The sequence below is a fragment of the Streptomyces sp. NPDC088732 genome (assembly GCF_044751205.1).
In the GTDB taxonomy this organism is placed as follows: Bacteria; Actinomycetota; Actinomycetes; order Streptomycetales; family Streptomycetaceae; genus Actinacidiphila.
In genome coordinates, this window is record NZ_JBIVLI010000004.1 from 338,750 (window position 1) to 354,796 (window position 16,047).

The following is a 16,047-nucleotide window of genomic DNA, read 5'->3' on the forward strand; positions in this document are numbered from 1 at the left end:
ACAGGGGGCGAGGCGGGCCGCCGGAGCCTCCTGGGGTCTCCCGCTTCCGTAGACTGGTGGATCGGTCCGTCCCCGCCCACCCCGGGCGCACGGGCCCTCCACCCACCTCGCTACGGGAAGTCGTCACGTGTCGCTCACGATCGGAATCGTCGGCCTGCCGAACGTCGGCAAGTCGACCCTGTTCAACGCCCTGACCAAGAACGACGTGCTGGCGGCCAACTACCCGTTCGCCACGATCGAGCCCAACGTCGGCGTCGTCGGTGTCCCCGACCCCCGCCTGGACACGCTCGCGAAGATCTTCGACTCGCAGCGCAAGCTCCCGGCGACGGTCGACTTCGTCGACATCGCGGGCATCGTGCGCGGCGCCAGCGAGGGCGCGGGCCTGGGCAACAAGTTCCTCGCGAACATCCGCGAGTCCGACGCGATCTGCCAGGTCATCCGGGCCTTCGTCGACCCGGACGTGGTCCACGTCGACGGCAAGGTGTCCCCGAAGGACGACATCGAGACGATCAACACCGAGCTGATCCTCGCCGACATGCAGACCATCGAGAAGGTCCTGCCCCGGCTGACCAAGGACGCCCGTCTCCAGAAGGAGAAGGCGGCGATGCTCGCCGCCGTCCAGGAGGCCCAGCAGATCCTCGAGGACGGCCGCACCCTGTTCTCCGCCGGCATCACCGCCGCCACGGAGAAGGGCGGCCTCCTGCACGAGCTGCACCTGCTGACCACGAAGCCGTTCCTCTACGTCTTCAACGTGGACGAGGACGAGCTGACCGACGACGCGTTCAAGGCGGAGCAGCGCGCCCTGGTCGCTCCCGCGGAGGCGATCTTCCTCAACGCCAAGATCGAGTCCGAGCTCATCGAGCTCGACGACGAGGAGGCCCTGGAGCTCCTGCAGTCCATGGGCCAGGACGAGCCCGGTCTCGCCACCCTCGCCCGCGTCGGCTTCGACACCCTCGGCCTCCAGACCTACCTCACGGCCGGCCCGAAGGAAGCCCGCGCCTGGACGATCAAGAAGGGCGCCACCGCCCCCGAGGCCGCCGGTGTCATCCACACCGACTTCCAGAAGGGCTTCATCAAGGCGGAGATCGTCTCCTTCGGCGACCTGGTCGAGTGCGGCTCCATCCCCGAGGCCCGCGCCAAGGGCAAGGCCCGCATGGAGGGCAAGGAGTACGTCATGCAGGACGGCGACGTGGTGGAGTTCCGCTTCAACGTGTGATCGTTGAGCAGCGGTCCTGAGAAGGTCGCGGCTCAGAGCGGGAAACCGCAGGTCAGGGGCCAGATCGAAAGGTCTGGCCCCTTCCTGTTTCCTTCCATTGGGTCAGGCCTCCTGACGCTGCATCAGGAGGCCTGACCTGTGGTTCTTGCGCCCCTTCGGGCGACTGTCGAGCGGCCGATCACGGGCTGGAGCTACCGGCGCACGAGACCGTCGTCGAGATCCCCGTTGAACTCTTCCGGAAGGTCCGCCGTGATCAGCGCATCCGACAACCTGGCCGCCCGCTTCTCCTCCTTCGAGTCGGCGGCGTTTCGCCTGGAGACCCTGGACGACTACGGGAAGTCCGATGACTCCGCCGCCTACCGGGCCTTCCTGGCAGGGGAGCCGAAGCCGGAGGACTACAACGCGGCCTGGCTGGAGACGGTGCGCCGCGCAACCGAGAGCGGCAAGCACATGAAGCGGGTACACATCGTGTCCCGGCCGCTGACGCCCTACCTGCGCTATGAGCTGGGCTGGGGCTACCTGACGAACATGACAGCCGGCGAGGAGTTCTTCATCCTCGACACCACTGACCGCCCGAACCCGCTGGAAGGCGTGCCGGACTTCTGGCTGTTCGACGGCTGCGAGCCGGTCGTCCTGAACTACGACAAGGCCGGGGCCTTCCTCGGTCCCACCTTCTTGCCCGCCAAGGACGAGCTGCCCACCGAGGCGGAGTTCGAGTTCGCCACCCACCGGGACATCGCGCTGGCGCAGTCGGTGCCGTTTCCGGAGTGGTGGGAAGAGCACGGGGCGGAGTGAACCGAGCAGAGCCGGGTGCGGCGCTGGGGGCGCCACGGCAGGCATCCGGCAAGGAAGCCAAGGCTGTCGCCCGCAGCGCCGTGATGTCCACCAGCAAGCTCAGCAAGATCGAGAACGGTCGTGCTGCGCCGAGCGTGGTGGAGGTGGAGCGCATCCCCCTGATCCCGGGCCTCCTCCAGACCCCCGAGTACGTCCGAGCCGTATTGTCTGAACAAGAATGTGATCCGACTGCCCGCCTTGGATGAGAACACGCCAAATGTGAACGAGAATTTCAAGGCCATGGTTCGGGCGATGACGGCTCTCGAAGGATGGAGTGGGGCTGCCCGAAGCCTTGGCGGGTACGGTCCGTGATGTCCTACAGTGGAGTACGGCCGAGAGCCGTAAAGAGGCCCTGGAGCCTGAGGGCCGTACGAACGTCACGGTGGTAGCCGTGCCGACCCTTGGGGGGAAACGCTCATGGACCTGAAGAAGGAAATCAAGGACACGCCGCAAGGGCAGATGGCCTCGCTCCTGGCCGAGGTGGTCAAGGTCGCCAAGGACCTCAAGTTCGAGAAGAAGAAGGACGGGAGCATGCACGCCTCCGCCACCTTCAACGCAACTCGGCTGGTGGTCGAGTGGGGCGGTCCCGATGGATTCAGCCTGAGAATCCCTCGCGTCAAGACCGTCCCCGGCGAGGTGAAGAAGTCTTCTTGAGGCGTGAAACAAAGAATGGCCCGCCCCACGAAATGGGGCGGGCTTCTCTGTTTTCCTCCCGCTCCGGGACGGACCCCTTTGCCTCGGGCCCGGGGTCGATCCGGCCGCGAAAGCAGGCCGAAATGCGGCGCGGGAAGAATGAATTCCCTGGGGCATGTTCCGGGTCTGCTTCCTGCGGTTCGCGGACAGTGCGGGGGGTGCGCGTTCAGGACTCGGGCCATGGGTCATTTGGGCCAGGTTACTAACGTCCATGTTGCCAACATGAATGTTAGTGTGGTCCGTGGAGGTGGCGGACATGGTCGATTTTGTGGGTCGGGGGCAGGAGCTGGCGACGCTGGAGCGAGAGCTCCAGAAGGTCGTGGCCGGGGTTGGCGGGGAGCGGCCCGGTCGGTGCGTGATGCTGCGCGGGCGGCGCCGGGTGGGCAAGTCGCGGCTGGTCGAGAGGTTCGCGGAGCATTCCGGAATGCCGTTCCTGTTCTACGCGGCGACCGGCGCGTCTCCCCGGGCCGATCTGGCCCGGCTGGCGCGGGACGCACAGGCGTCGACGCTGCCGTTGGCCGGGCTGGTGGCCGCCGCGCGGCCGGAGAGCTGGGACGCCGCATTCGATGTGCTGGCGGCGGCGCTGCCCGCAGACCGGGCGAGCGTACTGGTCATCGACGAGGTGCCGTACCTGATGGATGCCGACGGTGCTTTTGAGGGGATGCTGCAACGGGCCTGGGACCGGGTCCTGGAGGCCAAGCCGGTTCTGCTGGTCCTCATCGGCTCCGATCTGTCGATGATGGAGGCGCTGAACAGCTACGGACGCCCCTTCCATCAGCGCGGCCGGGAGATGGTTCTGGGTCCGCTGAACCCCGCCGAGGTGGGGCGGATGCTGGGGCTGGATCCGGCGGAAGCCTTCGACGCCGCGCTGGTCACCGGCGGGCTGCCGCTGATCTGCGCGGAATGGCCGCACGGGGCCGGGGTGTGGGACTTCCTCGGGGAGGCGCTGAGCGACCCGGTGTCGGCCCTGCTGGTGTCGGCCGAGCGCTCACAGGCTGCCGAGTTCCCCCCGCAGGCCCAGGCGCGCACGGTGCTGGCGGCCATCGGCAGTGGCGAGCGGACCTTCACCAACATCGCCCGTGCGGCCGGTGGGATCGGGGCCACACCGCTGCAACGGGCGCTGGAACTGCTCACGGACAAACGGATCGTCGCCGCGGAACTGCCCGTGTCGCCGCGTCCGTCGAAGGACCGCCGCTACCGGGTGGCGGATCCGTACCTGCGGTTCTGGTTGCGATTTCTCGGCCCGTCCATGGAGGAGATCGAGCGGGGGCGCGGCGATCTGACTCTGGCGCGGATCCGGGAGGGCTGGTCCAGCTGGCGTGGCCGGGCCGTCGAGCCCCTGGTCCGCGAGGCCCTGGCGCGGATACTGCCCGACGGCAGGCTGCCGGCGGCCCCCGCGGTGGGGGGCTACTGGACCCGTACCAACGACATCGAGATCGATATCGTCGGGGCGGACCGCGCCCCCGTCGCCAAGGAGCTGCTCTTCGTCGGTTCCATCAAGTGGCTGGAGCGGTCGCCCTTCGACCGGCATGACGCGGCCGCTCTCCATCGGCACCGGGCCGCCCTCACCGACGAACCCGTTCCCGTCGTGGCGGTCTCGCGCAGCGGCGTCGACTCTCCGGGCCTCGATGCCGCCTACGGCCCCGGCGACCTGCTCACCGCTTGGCCGCTGTGAGCGGCGCCACCTCCGACGCCGGCCGGCTCGCCTGCGTGCTCCATTGCTTCCGCCGGGTGCCCGCACCTCAGACCTTGACATAGGTAAACGTGTTACGGTTCTTTCATCGGGAACGCTGGAGATTCTTGCCGCAGGGGCCCCGCCGCGAGGAGGCCGCAGGCCGATCCGCGGCAACGGAAGCCGGTCGCGGTTGAGGGGGGCTCTCCGGCCCCGATTCCTGGAGGCGCCGACGACGATGCCGGCGCAGCATTGTTCCTGTGCGGAACGCCCGCCGAGTTCGCCGGGCGTTGCGAGACGAAAGGTCCCCCCTCATGCCCCCATCCATGCGTGCGCTCGTGGCCGGCGAAGTCGGCGAGCCCGGTGACGTCCTGCGGCTGGAGTCCCGGCCGGTGCCCACGCCGGAGGCCGGCCAGGCGCTGATCCGTGTGCGGGCGACGCCGATTCACGCCAGTGATCTGCACGTGCTGCGCGGCCGCTACGGTTTCTCCCCCGAATTCCCCGTCGTGGGCGGCCACATGGAGTGCGTGGGCCGCGTCGAGGCCCTGGGCCCGGACACCGAGGGGCCGGCGGTCGGCGAGCGGGTGGTGGTCGCCGCCGTTCCCGCCGTACCCGGACCGCCGGTGGCCGGCACGTGGCAGGAGTACCTCGTCGCCGACACACGAAGGCTCCTGGCGGTCCCCGACGGGCTGAGCGACTCCAGCGCCTGCCAGCTCGCCGTCAACCCGCTGACCGCGCTGCTCCTCGTGACGCGCGAACTCGACGTCCAGCCGGGGGAGTGGCTGCTGCAGACGGCCGCGGGCTCCACCGTCGGCCGGCTCGTCATCCAGCTGTCCCGGCACCTGGGCATCCGCACGATCAATGTCGTGCGGCGGCGCGACGCCGTCGAGGAGATCAAGGCGCTGGGCGGTGACGAGGTCATCTGCACCGAGGACGAGGACCTGGTGCGGCGCGTGGCCGAGATCGCCGGACCGGCCGGGGTGCGCAAGGCCGTCGACTGCGTCGCGGGCCCGGTCGGCGCCCAGGTGTCCCAGGCGCTGGCTCCGGGCGGCGAGGTCGTGGTCTACGGCGCGCTCTCCACCCACCGGCAGACCGACCCGGCCGCGCTGACCATCCCGTTGGCGGCACGCTCGGTCATCTACGAGACCAAGGCGGTCCGCGGCTTCTGGCTGAACCGCTGGTTCGGCACCGCCGCGCCCGAGGAGGCGCTGCGCGCGCTGTCCCAGGTGCGCGATCTCGTCGCCGAGGGCGTGCTGAGCATCCCCCAGGGACGGCCGTTCCCGCTGGACCGCTTCGCGGAGGCCGTCGCGGTCGCCGAAGCACCCGCACGGGGCACCAAGCCGCTCTTCGTCCTCGACGGCGACTGATCCGGCGAACGGACTGCGCGAGGGGCCGGCTGCTGGTCAGCCGGTGCGCGGCGGCGTGAGCGTGCCCAGGTCCAGGCTGATCCCGAAGGGCACCGGGCGCCGGAGGGTGCCTCGGAAGATGCCGGCGGGTGCGTAGGCGCCGGTGGGTGAGTCGAGTTCATGGACGTGGACGACGGGTGCCCCGTCCTCGTCCTCGATGCGCCAGTAGTGCGGGATGCCGGCCTCCGCGTACTTGCGCAGCTTCACCGTGCGGTCGCGGTGGGCGGACTCGGGGGAGACGACCTCGATGACGAGCTTGACGTCCTCCGGGGCGTACCAGGTGCGGTCCGGGTCGTAGGGCAGGTCCGTCAGCAAGAGGTCCGGCTCGGGGCGGTTCCTTGTGTCGAGGCGGATCGTCATCTCGCGCTCGACCTCGAAGCCGACCGGCGCCTGCGCCATGAGCGTGGCGGTCAGGGCGGTGACGAGGCGGCCGTGCCAGGCCCGCTGCGGCGCCAACAGGAAGACGAGTGCTCCGTCGATCAGCTCGGTGTGGCGAGGTGCCTCGGGGAGGCGGTCCAGGTCCTCCGCGAACCAGCCTTCCGCACGCGGCGGCCGCATCCGGTCGGGCAGCGCGGTCATGGCTCAACGGTAGCGATTCCGCGAGGACCGGACCATGAAGCCGGTCGCGCCGTCCGGGGCCGCGTCTCCTGCCCCGCCTCATTTCTGGACTTGCCGGTCCAATCTTTTCTCCGCACGATGGGTGGACCAGCCAGTCCAGAAGAGGTGGTCGACCCATGGATACCGCAGAGCGTCTGAGCATCACCGAGGATCTTCGCCGTCTGATGGCGCGCTACGTCCGCTACGCGGACCACCAGCGCTGGCAGGACCTGGCGGGCCTGTTCACGCCGGACGGCACCTTCACCCCGCGCAAGCCGGACGGTTCGGTGTGGCTGCGCATGGAGGGCCGCGAGCAGATCGTGGCGACCGTCGGCTCCAGCGGCGGCCCCGGCGTCACCCTGATCCACCACCTGTTCTCCGACGAGATCGACGTCGCCTCGGCGACCGCCGCCCGGGGTGTATGGGCGATGGAGGACATCGTGACCCGCCCCGCGGACGCCCCCGTGTCCGAGGCCGTCCCCTTCCGGGGCATGCACGGCTACGGCCACTACCGCGTGCGCTTCGTCAGGACCGGCGGTTCCTGGTTCATCGCCGAGCTCGAGCAGACCCGGATCCGTCTCGACTTCACCGACTGACGCCGGCCGACGCCCCCTCCCACCACCCCCCTACGCGAAGGAAGCACGACTGTGAGCGACAACACCGAGCGCACCGCGCTCGCCCCGTACCGGATCGACGTCCCGCAGGACGTCCTGGACGACCTCAAGGACCGCCTGCGGAGGACCCGTTTCTTCGACGACCTGGACAACGAGGAGGAGTACTACGGGGTGAGCACCGCCTACCTAAAGCCGCTCGTGGAGTACTGGGCCGACGGCTTCGACTGGCGGGCGCAGGAGGCGCGGCTGAACTCCTTCAACCAGCACAAGGTCGAGATCGACGGCGCGCCCGTGCACTTCGTCCACGAGCGCGGCAAGGGCACGGACGCGATCCCCGTCATGGTCCTGCACGGCTGGCCGTGGCCCGGTGAGTTCAGCCTTCCGGTCGTGGGCCCGCTGGCGGACCCCGTCGCCCACGGCGGCGACGCGGCGGACGCCTTCGACGTCGTCGTGCCGAACCTCCCCGGTTTCGCCTGGTCCACCCCGCTCACCAGGGGCGATCTCAACTACTGGAAGATCGCCGACATCCTGCACACGCTGATGACCGAGACGCTGGGCTACGAGAAGTACGCCGTGGCGGGCTCCGACTACGGCTCCCTGGTCGCCAGCGCGCTCGGCCACAAGTACGCGGACAGCATCATCGGCCTGCACTACGGGCAGGACCTGCCCCCGGGCATGTTCGCCAACGAGCGGTTCTGGGACGTGACCGACGGGGCCACGATCCCCGCGGACGCCTCACCGGAACTGCGCGCGGGCATGGAGAACTTCGTCACCACGTACGTCTCCCACGTCACCGCGCACATGCTGGACGCGTCGACCCTCACCCACGGTCTGAACGACTCGCCGATCGGCATGCTGGCCTGGCTGCTCCAGCGGTGGCGGAAGTGGAGCGACAAGAACGGGGACTTCGAGGCGGCGTTCCCCCGCGACTTCGTCCTCACGCAGGCCACCACCTTCTGGGTGACCGAGTCCATCGGCTCGTCCATCCGCATGTACCGCAACGCGGTGCGCTACCCGTGGGTGCCCTCGCACGACCGCCGGCCGACCGTCGAGCCGCCGGCCGGTTTCACCTTCCTCCTCGGTGACGCCTACCCGCCCGGCGTCCGCACCGTCGAGGAGCGCATCGCCGCGTTCGAGAACGGGCCCACCCGTGCCGCGTTCAACGCGATCAACGTCAACGCCCACGAGAAGGGGGGCCACTTCGTGCACTACGAGAACACCGAGGCCTTCGTCTCCGACCTGCGGGGAACCTTCAGGAAACTGCGCTGACCCGGAGCCGGCCGGGCCCCGGGGACGGCGAGGCGGCGCTGCCACCGCCTCGCCGGCCCGGCCGGTCAGAGCGTGTTCAGCACGGCGAACGGGTCGAGCGAGGCCCGGTTGTCGACCGCGGTGATCCGCCGGCGCAGGGTCCAGGCCGCCCCCGGCTCGATCGTGACCTGGCGCTGGCTCATCGCCCAGATGTCGCACGCGTAGGCGGTGAACGCGGTGTCCTCGTAGAGCAGGCCGTACGTCTGGCTGTCGGCCCCGGTCATGCCGATCCACGGCGCGGTGGGCGCGTAGTCGGCGGGCGTGCCGGTGGTGATGGTGCCGTGGCCGGGGACGCCGCTGCGCTGGCCCGTTCCGTCGTGGTCGATCACGTCGCCGATCCACAGGGTGCGGGCCACCGTGCCGCGGTTGGTGAAGACGCTCTCGGCGGTGATCCAGCGCTCGCCCTCGCGGACGGAGTACTCGGTGACCACCGCGACGTCCGGGAACGCGGTGCTCGCGCCGGTGGCCCTGATCCGGGCCTCGGCGCCCGTCGAGGAGACCACCTGGACCGACGTCGACTTCACGGTGCGCTGCTGCCAGGCGTTCGAGCCGCGCGGCTGGGCGGCCGACGCGTAGGGCAGGTTGAACCAGTCGATCTGGTCCAGGTGGCCCACGGCGGCCATGTCGCGCGGCTTGCCGAGGGTGACGGGCGTCAGCTGCGAGTCCTCGGAACCGGCCGAGATCGCCAGGGCCAGCTGGTCGTTGGAGATCACCAGGTCGGAGACCAGGCCCTCGGCCACGGGGCCGGGGATGGTGGTTCCCGTGCCGGCGCGCGCCCGCGCGCGGTCCGCGCGCAGGGTGACGCGGGTCTGCGCGCCGTCCTGCACGGTGGCGGTCACCTGGACGGGGTCGTAACCGACGCCGTCGGCGGCCACGGTGTAGACGCCGGGGACGGCGAAGGCGAGGAACTCGCCGTCCGCGCCGGTCGTGCTCGACACGACGGCCTTGCCGGCCGAGTCCAGCACCTTGACGCGCATGTTGGTGAGCGGGGTGCCGGTCGCGCTGTCGGTGATCCGGCCGGACAGGCCGTCGCCCGCGCCGTCGACCCGGCGGGCACCGGGGACGCCGTCGAGCACCTCGAACGCGGCGATCGTGTACGCGGGGGACGCGGCGTCGCCGGCGCTCAGCACGATCCGCAGGTCGGCGCGCCAGCGCTCCGGTGTGACGTCGCAGATCACATAGCCGCGGTAGGTGCCGTTGTAGAACTTCACGTGCGGGTTGGCCGCCAGACCCGCCCGGACGTCCGCGTCCCAGCTCGCGCCCGAGGAGATGGACGTGCCGACGAACTCGGTGGCGACGGTGCGGGAGGCCGGGTCGTCGAAGTCCTTCTTGAGGTCGTTGACCCAGTGCGTGTGCCAGTCGCCGCTGAGGACCACCGGGTTCTGGGGGCGCTCGGTGTCCAGGAAGTCCAGGATCCGGGAGCGGGCGGCGGGGTAGCCGTCCCACTGGTCGAGGTTGACGATCTTCGACGGGCCCAGGTCGTAGTCGAACGCGGCCATGATGGTCTGCTGCGCGATGACGTTCCACTGCGCGCCGGACTTGTGCAGACCCCGGAGCAGCCACTTCTCCTGCTCCGGGCCGGTGAGGGTGGCCGCCGGGTCGCCGACCGCCTCGCAGGGCGTCTTCCGGCCGTCGCCGCACGGCTGGTCGGTGCGGTACTGGCGGGTGTCCAGGACGCTGAACCCGGCGAGCCGCCCGAAGTCGAACCTGCGGTACATCAGCGCGTCGGGGCCCTCGGGCCGCTGCTCCCGGCGCAGCGGCAGGTGCTCGTAGTACGCCTGGTAGCCGTTGGCGCGGCGTTCCAGGAACGGCCGCCCGTCGCCGGCGCCGCCCGGGACGTCGCCCGCGTAGTTGTTCTGGACCTCGTGGTCGTCCCAGGTGACGAAGAACGGGAAGCGGGCGTGGGCGTCGCGGAGTTCGGGGGCGCTCTTGTACAGGGCGTGCAGCCGGCGGAACTCGGTCAGGCTGCCGTCGGCGGTCTCGTAGATGTAGTCGCCGAGGTGCATGACGAAGTCGAGTTCCTGCCCGGCCAGGTCGCGGTAGGCCGCGAAGTGGCCGCCGGCCCAGCTCTGGCAGGACACGAAGGCGAACCGCAGCTGGTCGGCCGGGGAACCGGGCTTCGGCAGGGTGCGGGTGCGGCCGGTGCGGCTGTAGGTCCCGTTGACCTGGAAGCGGTACCAGTACCAGGTGTCGGGCGTCAGGTGCCTGGCCTCGACGTGCACGCTGTGCGCGGACTCGGGGACGGCCTCGGTGTGACCGTCGTCGACGATGTGGCGGAACTCCTCGTCCCGCGCCAGCTCCCAGCTCACCTTGACCGGCACGGGTGCCATGCCGCCGGTCTCCGCGTCGAGCGGGTCGGTGACGAGCCGCGTCCACAGCACGACGCTGTCCTCGTCGGGGTCGCCGGAGGCGACACCGAGCAGGAAGGGGGCCGGGTCGACGACGCCCGACGGGCCGGTGGCGGCGGTGGCGGCTCCCGTCCCGCCGTCGGCGGCCGAGGCGGCTCCGATGGCCAACTGGCCGGCGGCGACGGCGCCGAGGGTGGTGCCGCCCGCCGCCGCCAGGAACTTCCGGCGGTCGAAGGGAACGATCGTAGGTGTGTCGGTCATGCGTCGAGGGTTGTCCGGGCAGGTGCCGCCCCGGTTGCGTGATCATGAATGGACCGGTCACGACAGGCCACCGGGCGATGTTGCCGGCCGCCGCGCGGCAGGCGGGCGGGCCGGTCCGCCGCCGGAACGTTCCGCCATCCGCCGGCCGGGAGGGCGCGACACGTGCGCGCCCCGGGCCGGGGCGAGTGTCGCGGGCACAGCCCGATGGGCCATACTGCCCGCCGTGGAGCAGAGCAGAGGTTCGAACATCCCGCTCGTACAGGCGGCCGGCATCGATCCGGCGTACGTCCCCGGCATCGCCGTGCCGGAGCCGGACGAGCCCCAGGTCACGTCCGCGGAGCCGTCCGCGGACCTGGTGAAGGCGGCGCCCGCGCCGGACGACGCCCCGACCCCCGTGGAAGACACCGCCGAGGACACCGGCGACGACAGCTCCGTCGAGGAGCCCGCCGTCGAGGAGCCCGCCGTCGAGGAGGCCCCGCGCAGCGACGCGGAGCCGGCCGGCGGACCGGAGTTCGAGGTCGCCGACCGCCGCGGCTCGATCCGGGCGGACCGGGACGGCGTCACGTTCCGGCTCGACGACACCGAGGCCGAGTTCGGCTGGGACGAGATCGGCGCGGTCGAGGTCGACGCCCCGCGGTGGGGGCGCCGGTTCGGTGTGACGGTCTACCTCTCGCCGCGGCGCTGGTACGAGACCTGGGTCGAGGCGCCCTCCAGGAGCCGGCTGAAGACCTGGTCCGGGGAGCTCGACGCCGTGCTCGACACCTACTTCGAGAAGGCCGACGAATCGGCGGAGACCGCTGACGCCGCCGAGGCCGCGGAGCCGGCCGGCGCGTAGGGCTGCTGTCCGGCGACCGGGGACTTGGGCGTGATCAGCCCCGACTCGTAGGCGAACACGACCAGTTGGGCCCGGTCGCGGGCGCCCAGCTTGGTCATGGCCCGGCTGACGTGGGTCTTGGCGGTCAGCGGGCTGATGACCATGCGCGCGGCGATCTCGTCGTTGGCCAGTCCGCGCGCGGCGAGCGCCACCACCTCGCGCTCGCGGTTGGTGAGCGCCTCCAGGCCCGCCGCGTGCGCCGCGTCCGGCGGCCGGGAGACGAACTCGGCGATCAGGCGGCGCGTGATGGCCGGGGACAGCAGCGCGTCGCCGCGCTGCGCGACATGGATGGCCTGGACGAGGTCGGCGGGCTCGGTGTCCTTGAGCAGGAAGCCGCTGGCACCGGCGCGCAGCGCGTCGAAGACGTACTCGTCCAGGCCGTAGTTGGTCAGGATCACGACGTGCACCTCCGCCAGCCGCGGGTCGGCGGCGATCCGCCGGGTCGCACCGATGCCGTCGAGCACGGGCATCTGGATGTCGAGCAGCACCACGTCGGGCACATGCCGTTCGGCGAGCGCGACGGCCTCCTGCCCGTCGGCCGCCTCGGCGACGACCTCGATCCCCTCCTCCGCGTCCAGCAGGGCCCGGAACCCGGCGCGCATCAGTGCCTGGTCGTCGACGATCAGTACCCGGATCATGTCGCGGCCTCCAGTGGCAGTTCGGCCCGTACGGTGAAGCCGCCCTCGGGCCGCGGTCCGGCCCGCAGCCGCCCGCCGAGCGCGGTGACCCGCTCGCGCATGCCGGTGAGGCCGACGCCGGGCACCGGTTGTGCGTCCGGCGCGGCGGTGCCGTCGTCGTCGACCTGGACGACGAGCTGCCGGTCGGCGTACTCGATGCGGACGGTGGCGCGCGGCCGGGGTCCCGCGTGCCGGGTGACGTTGGTCAGCGCCTCCTGCACGATGCGGTACGCGGCCCGGTCCACGCCGTCCGCGAGCGGCCGCTCCCGGCCGCTGACGGTGACGCTGGTGGGCAGCCCGGCGGTCCGGGAGCGCTCGGCCAGGTCCCCGATGCGGTCCACGCCGTGGCCGCCCCCGCTGCCGCGCAGCACCTCCAGCGTCGCCCGCAGTTCCCGCATGGCCTCGCCGCTCGCCTCCTGGATGGCGAGCAGCGCCTCGGGGGCCTCCTCGCCGCGCTTGCGGGCCAGATGGACGGCGACACCCGCCTGGAGCTTGATGATCGAGATGCTGTGCGTCAGCGAGTCGTGCAGCTCCCGTGCGATGCGCAGCCGTTCCTCGCCCGCGCGGCGCAAGGCGGCCTCCTCGCGGGTGCGTTCGGCCTCCAGTGCCCGCCGTTCCAGCTGCTCCAGGTACGCGCGGCGGTGCCGCCCCACGACCGCCATGGCGACCGAGGCGAGGAACCAGCCGAGCAGCAGCGCGGTCGACTGCGCCGCGGTCGGCGCGGGCTGCCCGGAGGCCAGGTAGCCGCCGAGGAAGGCGAGCACCGCCAGCTTCACCGGCAGCCGCCGCCCGCCGCTCCTGACCGCGATGTGCACGGCGACCAGCACCGGGAAGGCCGCCGACGGCCCCGGGTGCACCCGCAGCGCGTAGGCCAGCATGCAGCCCGTGCACAGCAGCAGCGCGGACACGGGGGCGCGGCGGCTGCCGCTGACGGCCAGCGTGCCGACGAGGGCGAGGACGAGGTCCACCGCGTCCGCGGGCGCCGGCACCCCGGGCAGCAGCAGGACGTCGGCGACGAGCACGAGACCGAGCAGCCCGTCGAAGAGGACGCCCTGCCACCCCCGCAAGTCCAGCGGCGACTCGCGGACCTGACGTGCGATCAGCCTGGCTCCTCCCATGACGGCACCTTAACCGGGGCCCGCGCCCCGCACGTCCTCCTGGAAGACGGCTCCCGCGCTACTCCCCGGGGAGTAGCGCCGCCCCGCCACGCGGCCCGTGCAGCAGTGCCATGTCACTTCCCGGGGACGACGACCCGGGGGCCGGTCCGGGTCCACGATCGAGATCCGCGAACGGGCCGACGACCCCGGAGGAGGCATCCCGTGCCCGCACCCTTCCGCCTCACCACCCCCGCGCCGCCGGACACGCTCACCGGGCGGTCCGCCGCGGTGTACGCCCAGCTGGCGACCGACTTCGGCATCCGGCGGGCGCCCACCTTCGTGGTGCTGTCGCCCGCCCCCGACCTGCTGGCCGCTACCTGGGCCGTGCTGCGCGAGTCGCTGCTCGCCGGCCGCGCCTCCCGCACCGCGAAGGAACTCGTCGCGCTCGGGGTCTCGCAGGCCAACCGCTGCCCGTTCTGCGTGGACGCGCACACCGTCCTGCTGCACGCCACCGGCGACCACCGGCTCGCCGAGACCGTCGCCCGCGGTGACGCGCCCGCCGACCCGGGGCACGCCGCGCTGCTCGCCTGGGGGAAGGCGACCAGGACCGCGCTCGGGCCGGACGCGCCGGAGGCGGCGGGCCGGCCCTTCGACGCCGCGGACGCACCGGAGTTCATCGGCACCGCGCTGGCCTTCCACTTCATCAACCGCATGGTGTCGGCGCTGCTCACCGACGACATGCTGCCCGCGGGACTGCAGCGGCTGCGGCTGGTGCGCAGCGCCGGGGGCCGGGCCCTCGGGCGCACCGTGCGCAGGGAACTGGAGCCCGGCGCGAGCCTGCCGCTGCTGCGCGGCGTGCCGGCCGGGCCGCCGCCGGACTGGGCCGAAGGGGCGCCCGTGGGGACCGCGTTCGCGGCGCTGCGGGCCGCGGCGGGGCGTGGCGGGGAACGGCTCGGCGTGCAGGCGCGGGAGGCCGTGGCCGCCGCCGTGGACGTGTGGGACGGCTCGCACCCGCCGCTGGACGGCGGCTGGATCGCGCACCGGACGTCCCCGCTGCCCCCGGCCCAGCGCCCGGCGGCGCGGCTGGTGCTGCTCGCCGCGCTGGCCCCGTACCGGATCACCGAGGCGGACGTGGAGGCCTGGCGCGCCGCCGACCCCGATCCGTACGACGCGGACCTGGTGCGACTGATCGCGTTCGGCGCACTTTCCGCCATTTCCCGGATCGAAACCTCGATCCAACGACCTTTTCAGCGGGCCAGGTTGACAGGCCATTGACGCAGACACGACGATGCGTGGTGCCACTGGGGCCGGAGAGCCCCGTGTGCACCTCGACCTCTGCCCGGCGACGCCTCGGCCTGCTCGCACACGGGGAAGCAGCTGCCGTCCTTCGCGCTCCCGCCGGGCCACGCAACGCAAGATTGGGTTCCGCATGGCCATATCGCGACGCGTCACCATCGGACGGCTGCTCGGTGTGAGTGCCGCCGCCGTCGCCCTCTCCGCGGCCGGTGCCACCTCCGCCTGGGCGGGCGACTGCCCCGGCGGCAAGGGCTGGGACAAGGGCGGCCACCACACCTACAAGCCCGGGCAGGGAGGCGGCACCAAGACCAGCACCGACCGCTGCGAGTTCTCGCTCGACGGCACCAACTGGTACGCGTCGGTGAAGGTCGACGACGTCACCCTCAAGCCCGCCGAGGACGGAAAGGTGCACGTCAAGGTGCGCGTCGCGGACGGCTCCTCGTCCTGCACCGTGTCCCTGGCCTCGTACCGCACGCACGGCGCCACCTTCGAGACCTCCGGCAAGCAGGTGTTCCACGACTGGGACACCGTGACGATCACCAACGGCACCGACACGCTCGACGTCGCCGTCCCGGACGTCACCTGCTTCGCCCAGGTCGACCTGTACTACGGCAACAAGAAGTACGACGGCGTCATGGACGCCAACGACGGCTACGAGCACGGGCCGCTGCCCGAGGGCCCGGACCACGCGGTCATCGGCGACAAGAAGATCGCCTGGTGGAACGGCGGCACCAAGGACTGCAGCACGCAGACCGTGCCGTCCACGCCGCCGACCACCGCCCCGCCGACCACGCCGTCCGGCGGCGACGAGACCACGACGCCGCCGGTCTCGGCGACGCCGTCCACCTCGGCTCCGGTCACCGAGTCCGAGACGCCGTCGGCTTCGGCTTCGGCGTCGGACTCCGCGTCCGCGTCCGCCTCCGCCTCCGCGTCGGACTCCAGCCCCGCGGTCGACGCCGCCCAGTCCCCGAACGGTGACTCCGGCGACCTCGCCGAGACCGGTTCCGGCAACGTCGGCATGGTCTCCGCGGCCGCCGCGCTGCTGCTGCTCGCCGGCGGTGGCGTCGTCTTCGCCTCGCGCCGCCGCCAGGCCGCCCGTCGCCACTGACGCTCCGGCAGGGAAGGGGGTACGGCTGCGCCAGGCGCCGTACCCC

15 protein-coding genes are annotated in these 16,047 nt (G+C 71.8%); 11 read left to right on the plus strand and 4 right to left on the minus strand.

Translation table 11 applies throughout. The features are described from left to right. Positions 1–127: 127 nt before the first annotated feature. The 6 genes from ychF to ACIP9H_RS09475 all read left to right on the plus strand — a co-directional run bounded on the left by ychF (position 128) and on the right by ACIP9H_RS09475 (position 5,782). Positions 128–1,216, plus strand: a complete 1,089-nt coding sequence (ychF, locus tag ACIP9H_RS09450; RefSeq protein WP_360915073.1) for a redox-regulated ATPase YchF — start codon at positions 128–130, stop codon at positions 1,214–1,216. 249 nt (positions 1,217–1,465) lie between these two features. Beyond that, positions 1,466–2,011 (plus strand): DUF6879 family protein, encoded by a 546-nt coding sequence (locus ACIP9H_RS09455; protein WP_401580760.1) that lies wholly within the window; start codon positions 1,466–1,468, stop codon positions 2,009–2,011. Continuing rightward, positions 2,008–2,256 carry a Scr1 family TA system antitoxin-like transcriptional regulator gene (locus ACIP9H_RS09460; RefSeq protein ID WP_401580758.1) on the plus strand — a complete coding sequence of 83 codons (249 nt, stop codon included), beginning with the start codon at positions 2,008–2,010 and terminating at the stop codon, positions 2,254–2,256. Before ACIP9H_RS09455 ends, ACIP9H_RS09460 begins: the two co-directional genes overlap by 4 nt. Before the next feature lie 211 nt (positions 2,257–2,467). Then, complete coding sequence (locus ACIP9H_RS09465; protein ID WP_401580756.1) at positions 2,468–2,704, plus strand: hypothetical protein; 237 nt, start codon at positions 2,468–2,470, stop codon at positions 2,702–2,704. 295 nt (positions 2,705–2,999) lie between these two features. Further along, positions 3,000–4,418, plus strand: coding sequence for an ATP-binding protein (locus tag ACIP9H_RS09470; RefSeq protein WP_401958486.1), 1,419 nt, complete (start codon positions 3,000–3,002; stop codon positions 4,416–4,418). A 311-nt stretch (positions 4,419–4,729) separates the two neighbouring features. After that, a complete protein-coding gene (locus ACIP9H_RS09475) occupies positions 4,730–5,782 on the plus strand; it encodes a zinc-dependent alcohol dehydrogenase family protein (protein WP_401958489.1) in 1,053 nt (350 codons plus the stop codon). Positions 5,783–5,818: 36 nt separating this feature from the next. Here the strand turns inward: ACIP9H_RS09475 and ACIP9H_RS09480 are convergent, their stop codons facing one another. Beyond that, a complete protein-coding gene (locus tag ACIP9H_RS09480) occupies positions 5,819–6,400 on the minus strand; it encodes a Uma2 family endonuclease (RefSeq protein ID WP_401958492.1) in 582 nt (193 codons plus the stop codon). A gap of 155 nt (positions 6,401–6,555) precedes the next feature. On the opposite strand from ACIP9H_RS09480, the gene ACIP9H_RS09485 reads away from it, so the two are divergent. Both ACIP9H_RS09485 and ACIP9H_RS09490 read left to right on the plus strand, forming a co-directional pair. Then, positions 6,556–7,014, plus strand: a complete 459-nt coding sequence (locus ACIP9H_RS09485) for a nuclear transport factor 2 family protein (RefSeq protein WP_401958495.1) — start codon at positions 6,556–6,558, stop codon at positions 7,012–7,014. A gap of 51 nt (positions 7,015–7,065) precedes the next feature. Then, positions 7,066–8,301, plus strand: coding sequence for an epoxide hydrolase family protein (locus ACIP9H_RS09490; RefSeq protein ID WP_401958497.1), 1,236 nt, complete (start codon positions 7,066–7,068; stop codon positions 8,299–8,301). 65 nt (positions 8,302–8,366) lie between these two features. On the opposite strand, the gene ACIP9H_RS09495 is transcribed toward ACIP9H_RS09490, so the two are convergent. Further along, positions 8,367–10,949, minus strand: a complete 2,583-nt coding sequence (locus tag ACIP9H_RS09495) for an alkaline phosphatase D family protein (protein ID WP_401958499.1) — start codon at positions 10,947–10,949, stop codon at positions 8,367–8,369. Between the two features lie 223 nt (positions 10,950–11,172). Here ACIP9H_RS09495 and ACIP9H_RS09500 point away from each other — a divergent pair, with 223 nt between their 5' ends. Continuing rightward, positions 11,173–11,784, plus strand: coding sequence for a hypothetical protein (locus tag ACIP9H_RS09500; protein ID WP_401958502.1), 612 nt, complete (start codon positions 11,173–11,175; stop codon positions 11,782–11,784). Here ACIP9H_RS09500 and ACIP9H_RS09505 read toward each other — a convergent pair. Both ACIP9H_RS09505 and ACIP9H_RS09510 read right to left on the minus strand, forming a co-directional pair. Then, positions 11,712–12,461, minus strand: a complete 750-nt coding sequence (locus tag ACIP9H_RS09505) for a response regulator (protein ID WP_401580745.1) — start codon at positions 12,459–12,461, stop codon at positions 11,712–11,714. The two genes, ACIP9H_RS09500 and ACIP9H_RS09505, sit on opposite strands and share 73 nt — an antisense overlap. Next, positions 12,458–13,618, minus strand: a complete 1,161-nt coding sequence (locus ACIP9H_RS09510) for a sensor histidine kinase (protein ID WP_401580743.1) — start codon at positions 13,616–13,618, stop codon at positions 12,458–12,460. Before ACIP9H_RS09510 ends, ACIP9H_RS09505 begins: the two co-directional genes overlap by 4 nt. A gap of 201 nt (positions 13,619–13,819) precedes the next feature. Here ACIP9H_RS09510 and ACIP9H_RS09515 point away from each other — a divergent pair, with 201 nt between their 5' ends. Both ACIP9H_RS09515 and ACIP9H_RS09520 read left to right on the plus strand, forming a co-directional pair. Beyond that, complete coding sequence (locus ACIP9H_RS09515; protein WP_401958506.1) at positions 13,820–14,872, plus strand: carboxymuconolactone decarboxylase family protein; 1,053 nt, start codon at positions 13,820–13,822, stop codon at positions 14,870–14,872. A gap of 154 nt (positions 14,873–15,026) precedes the next feature. After that, entirely contained in the window at positions 15,027–16,001 is a 975-nt protein-coding gene (locus ACIP9H_RS09520) for an LPXTG cell wall anchor domain-containing protein (protein WP_401580739.1), read from the plus strand. The last annotated feature ends 46 nt before the right edge of the window (positions 16,002–16,047 follow it).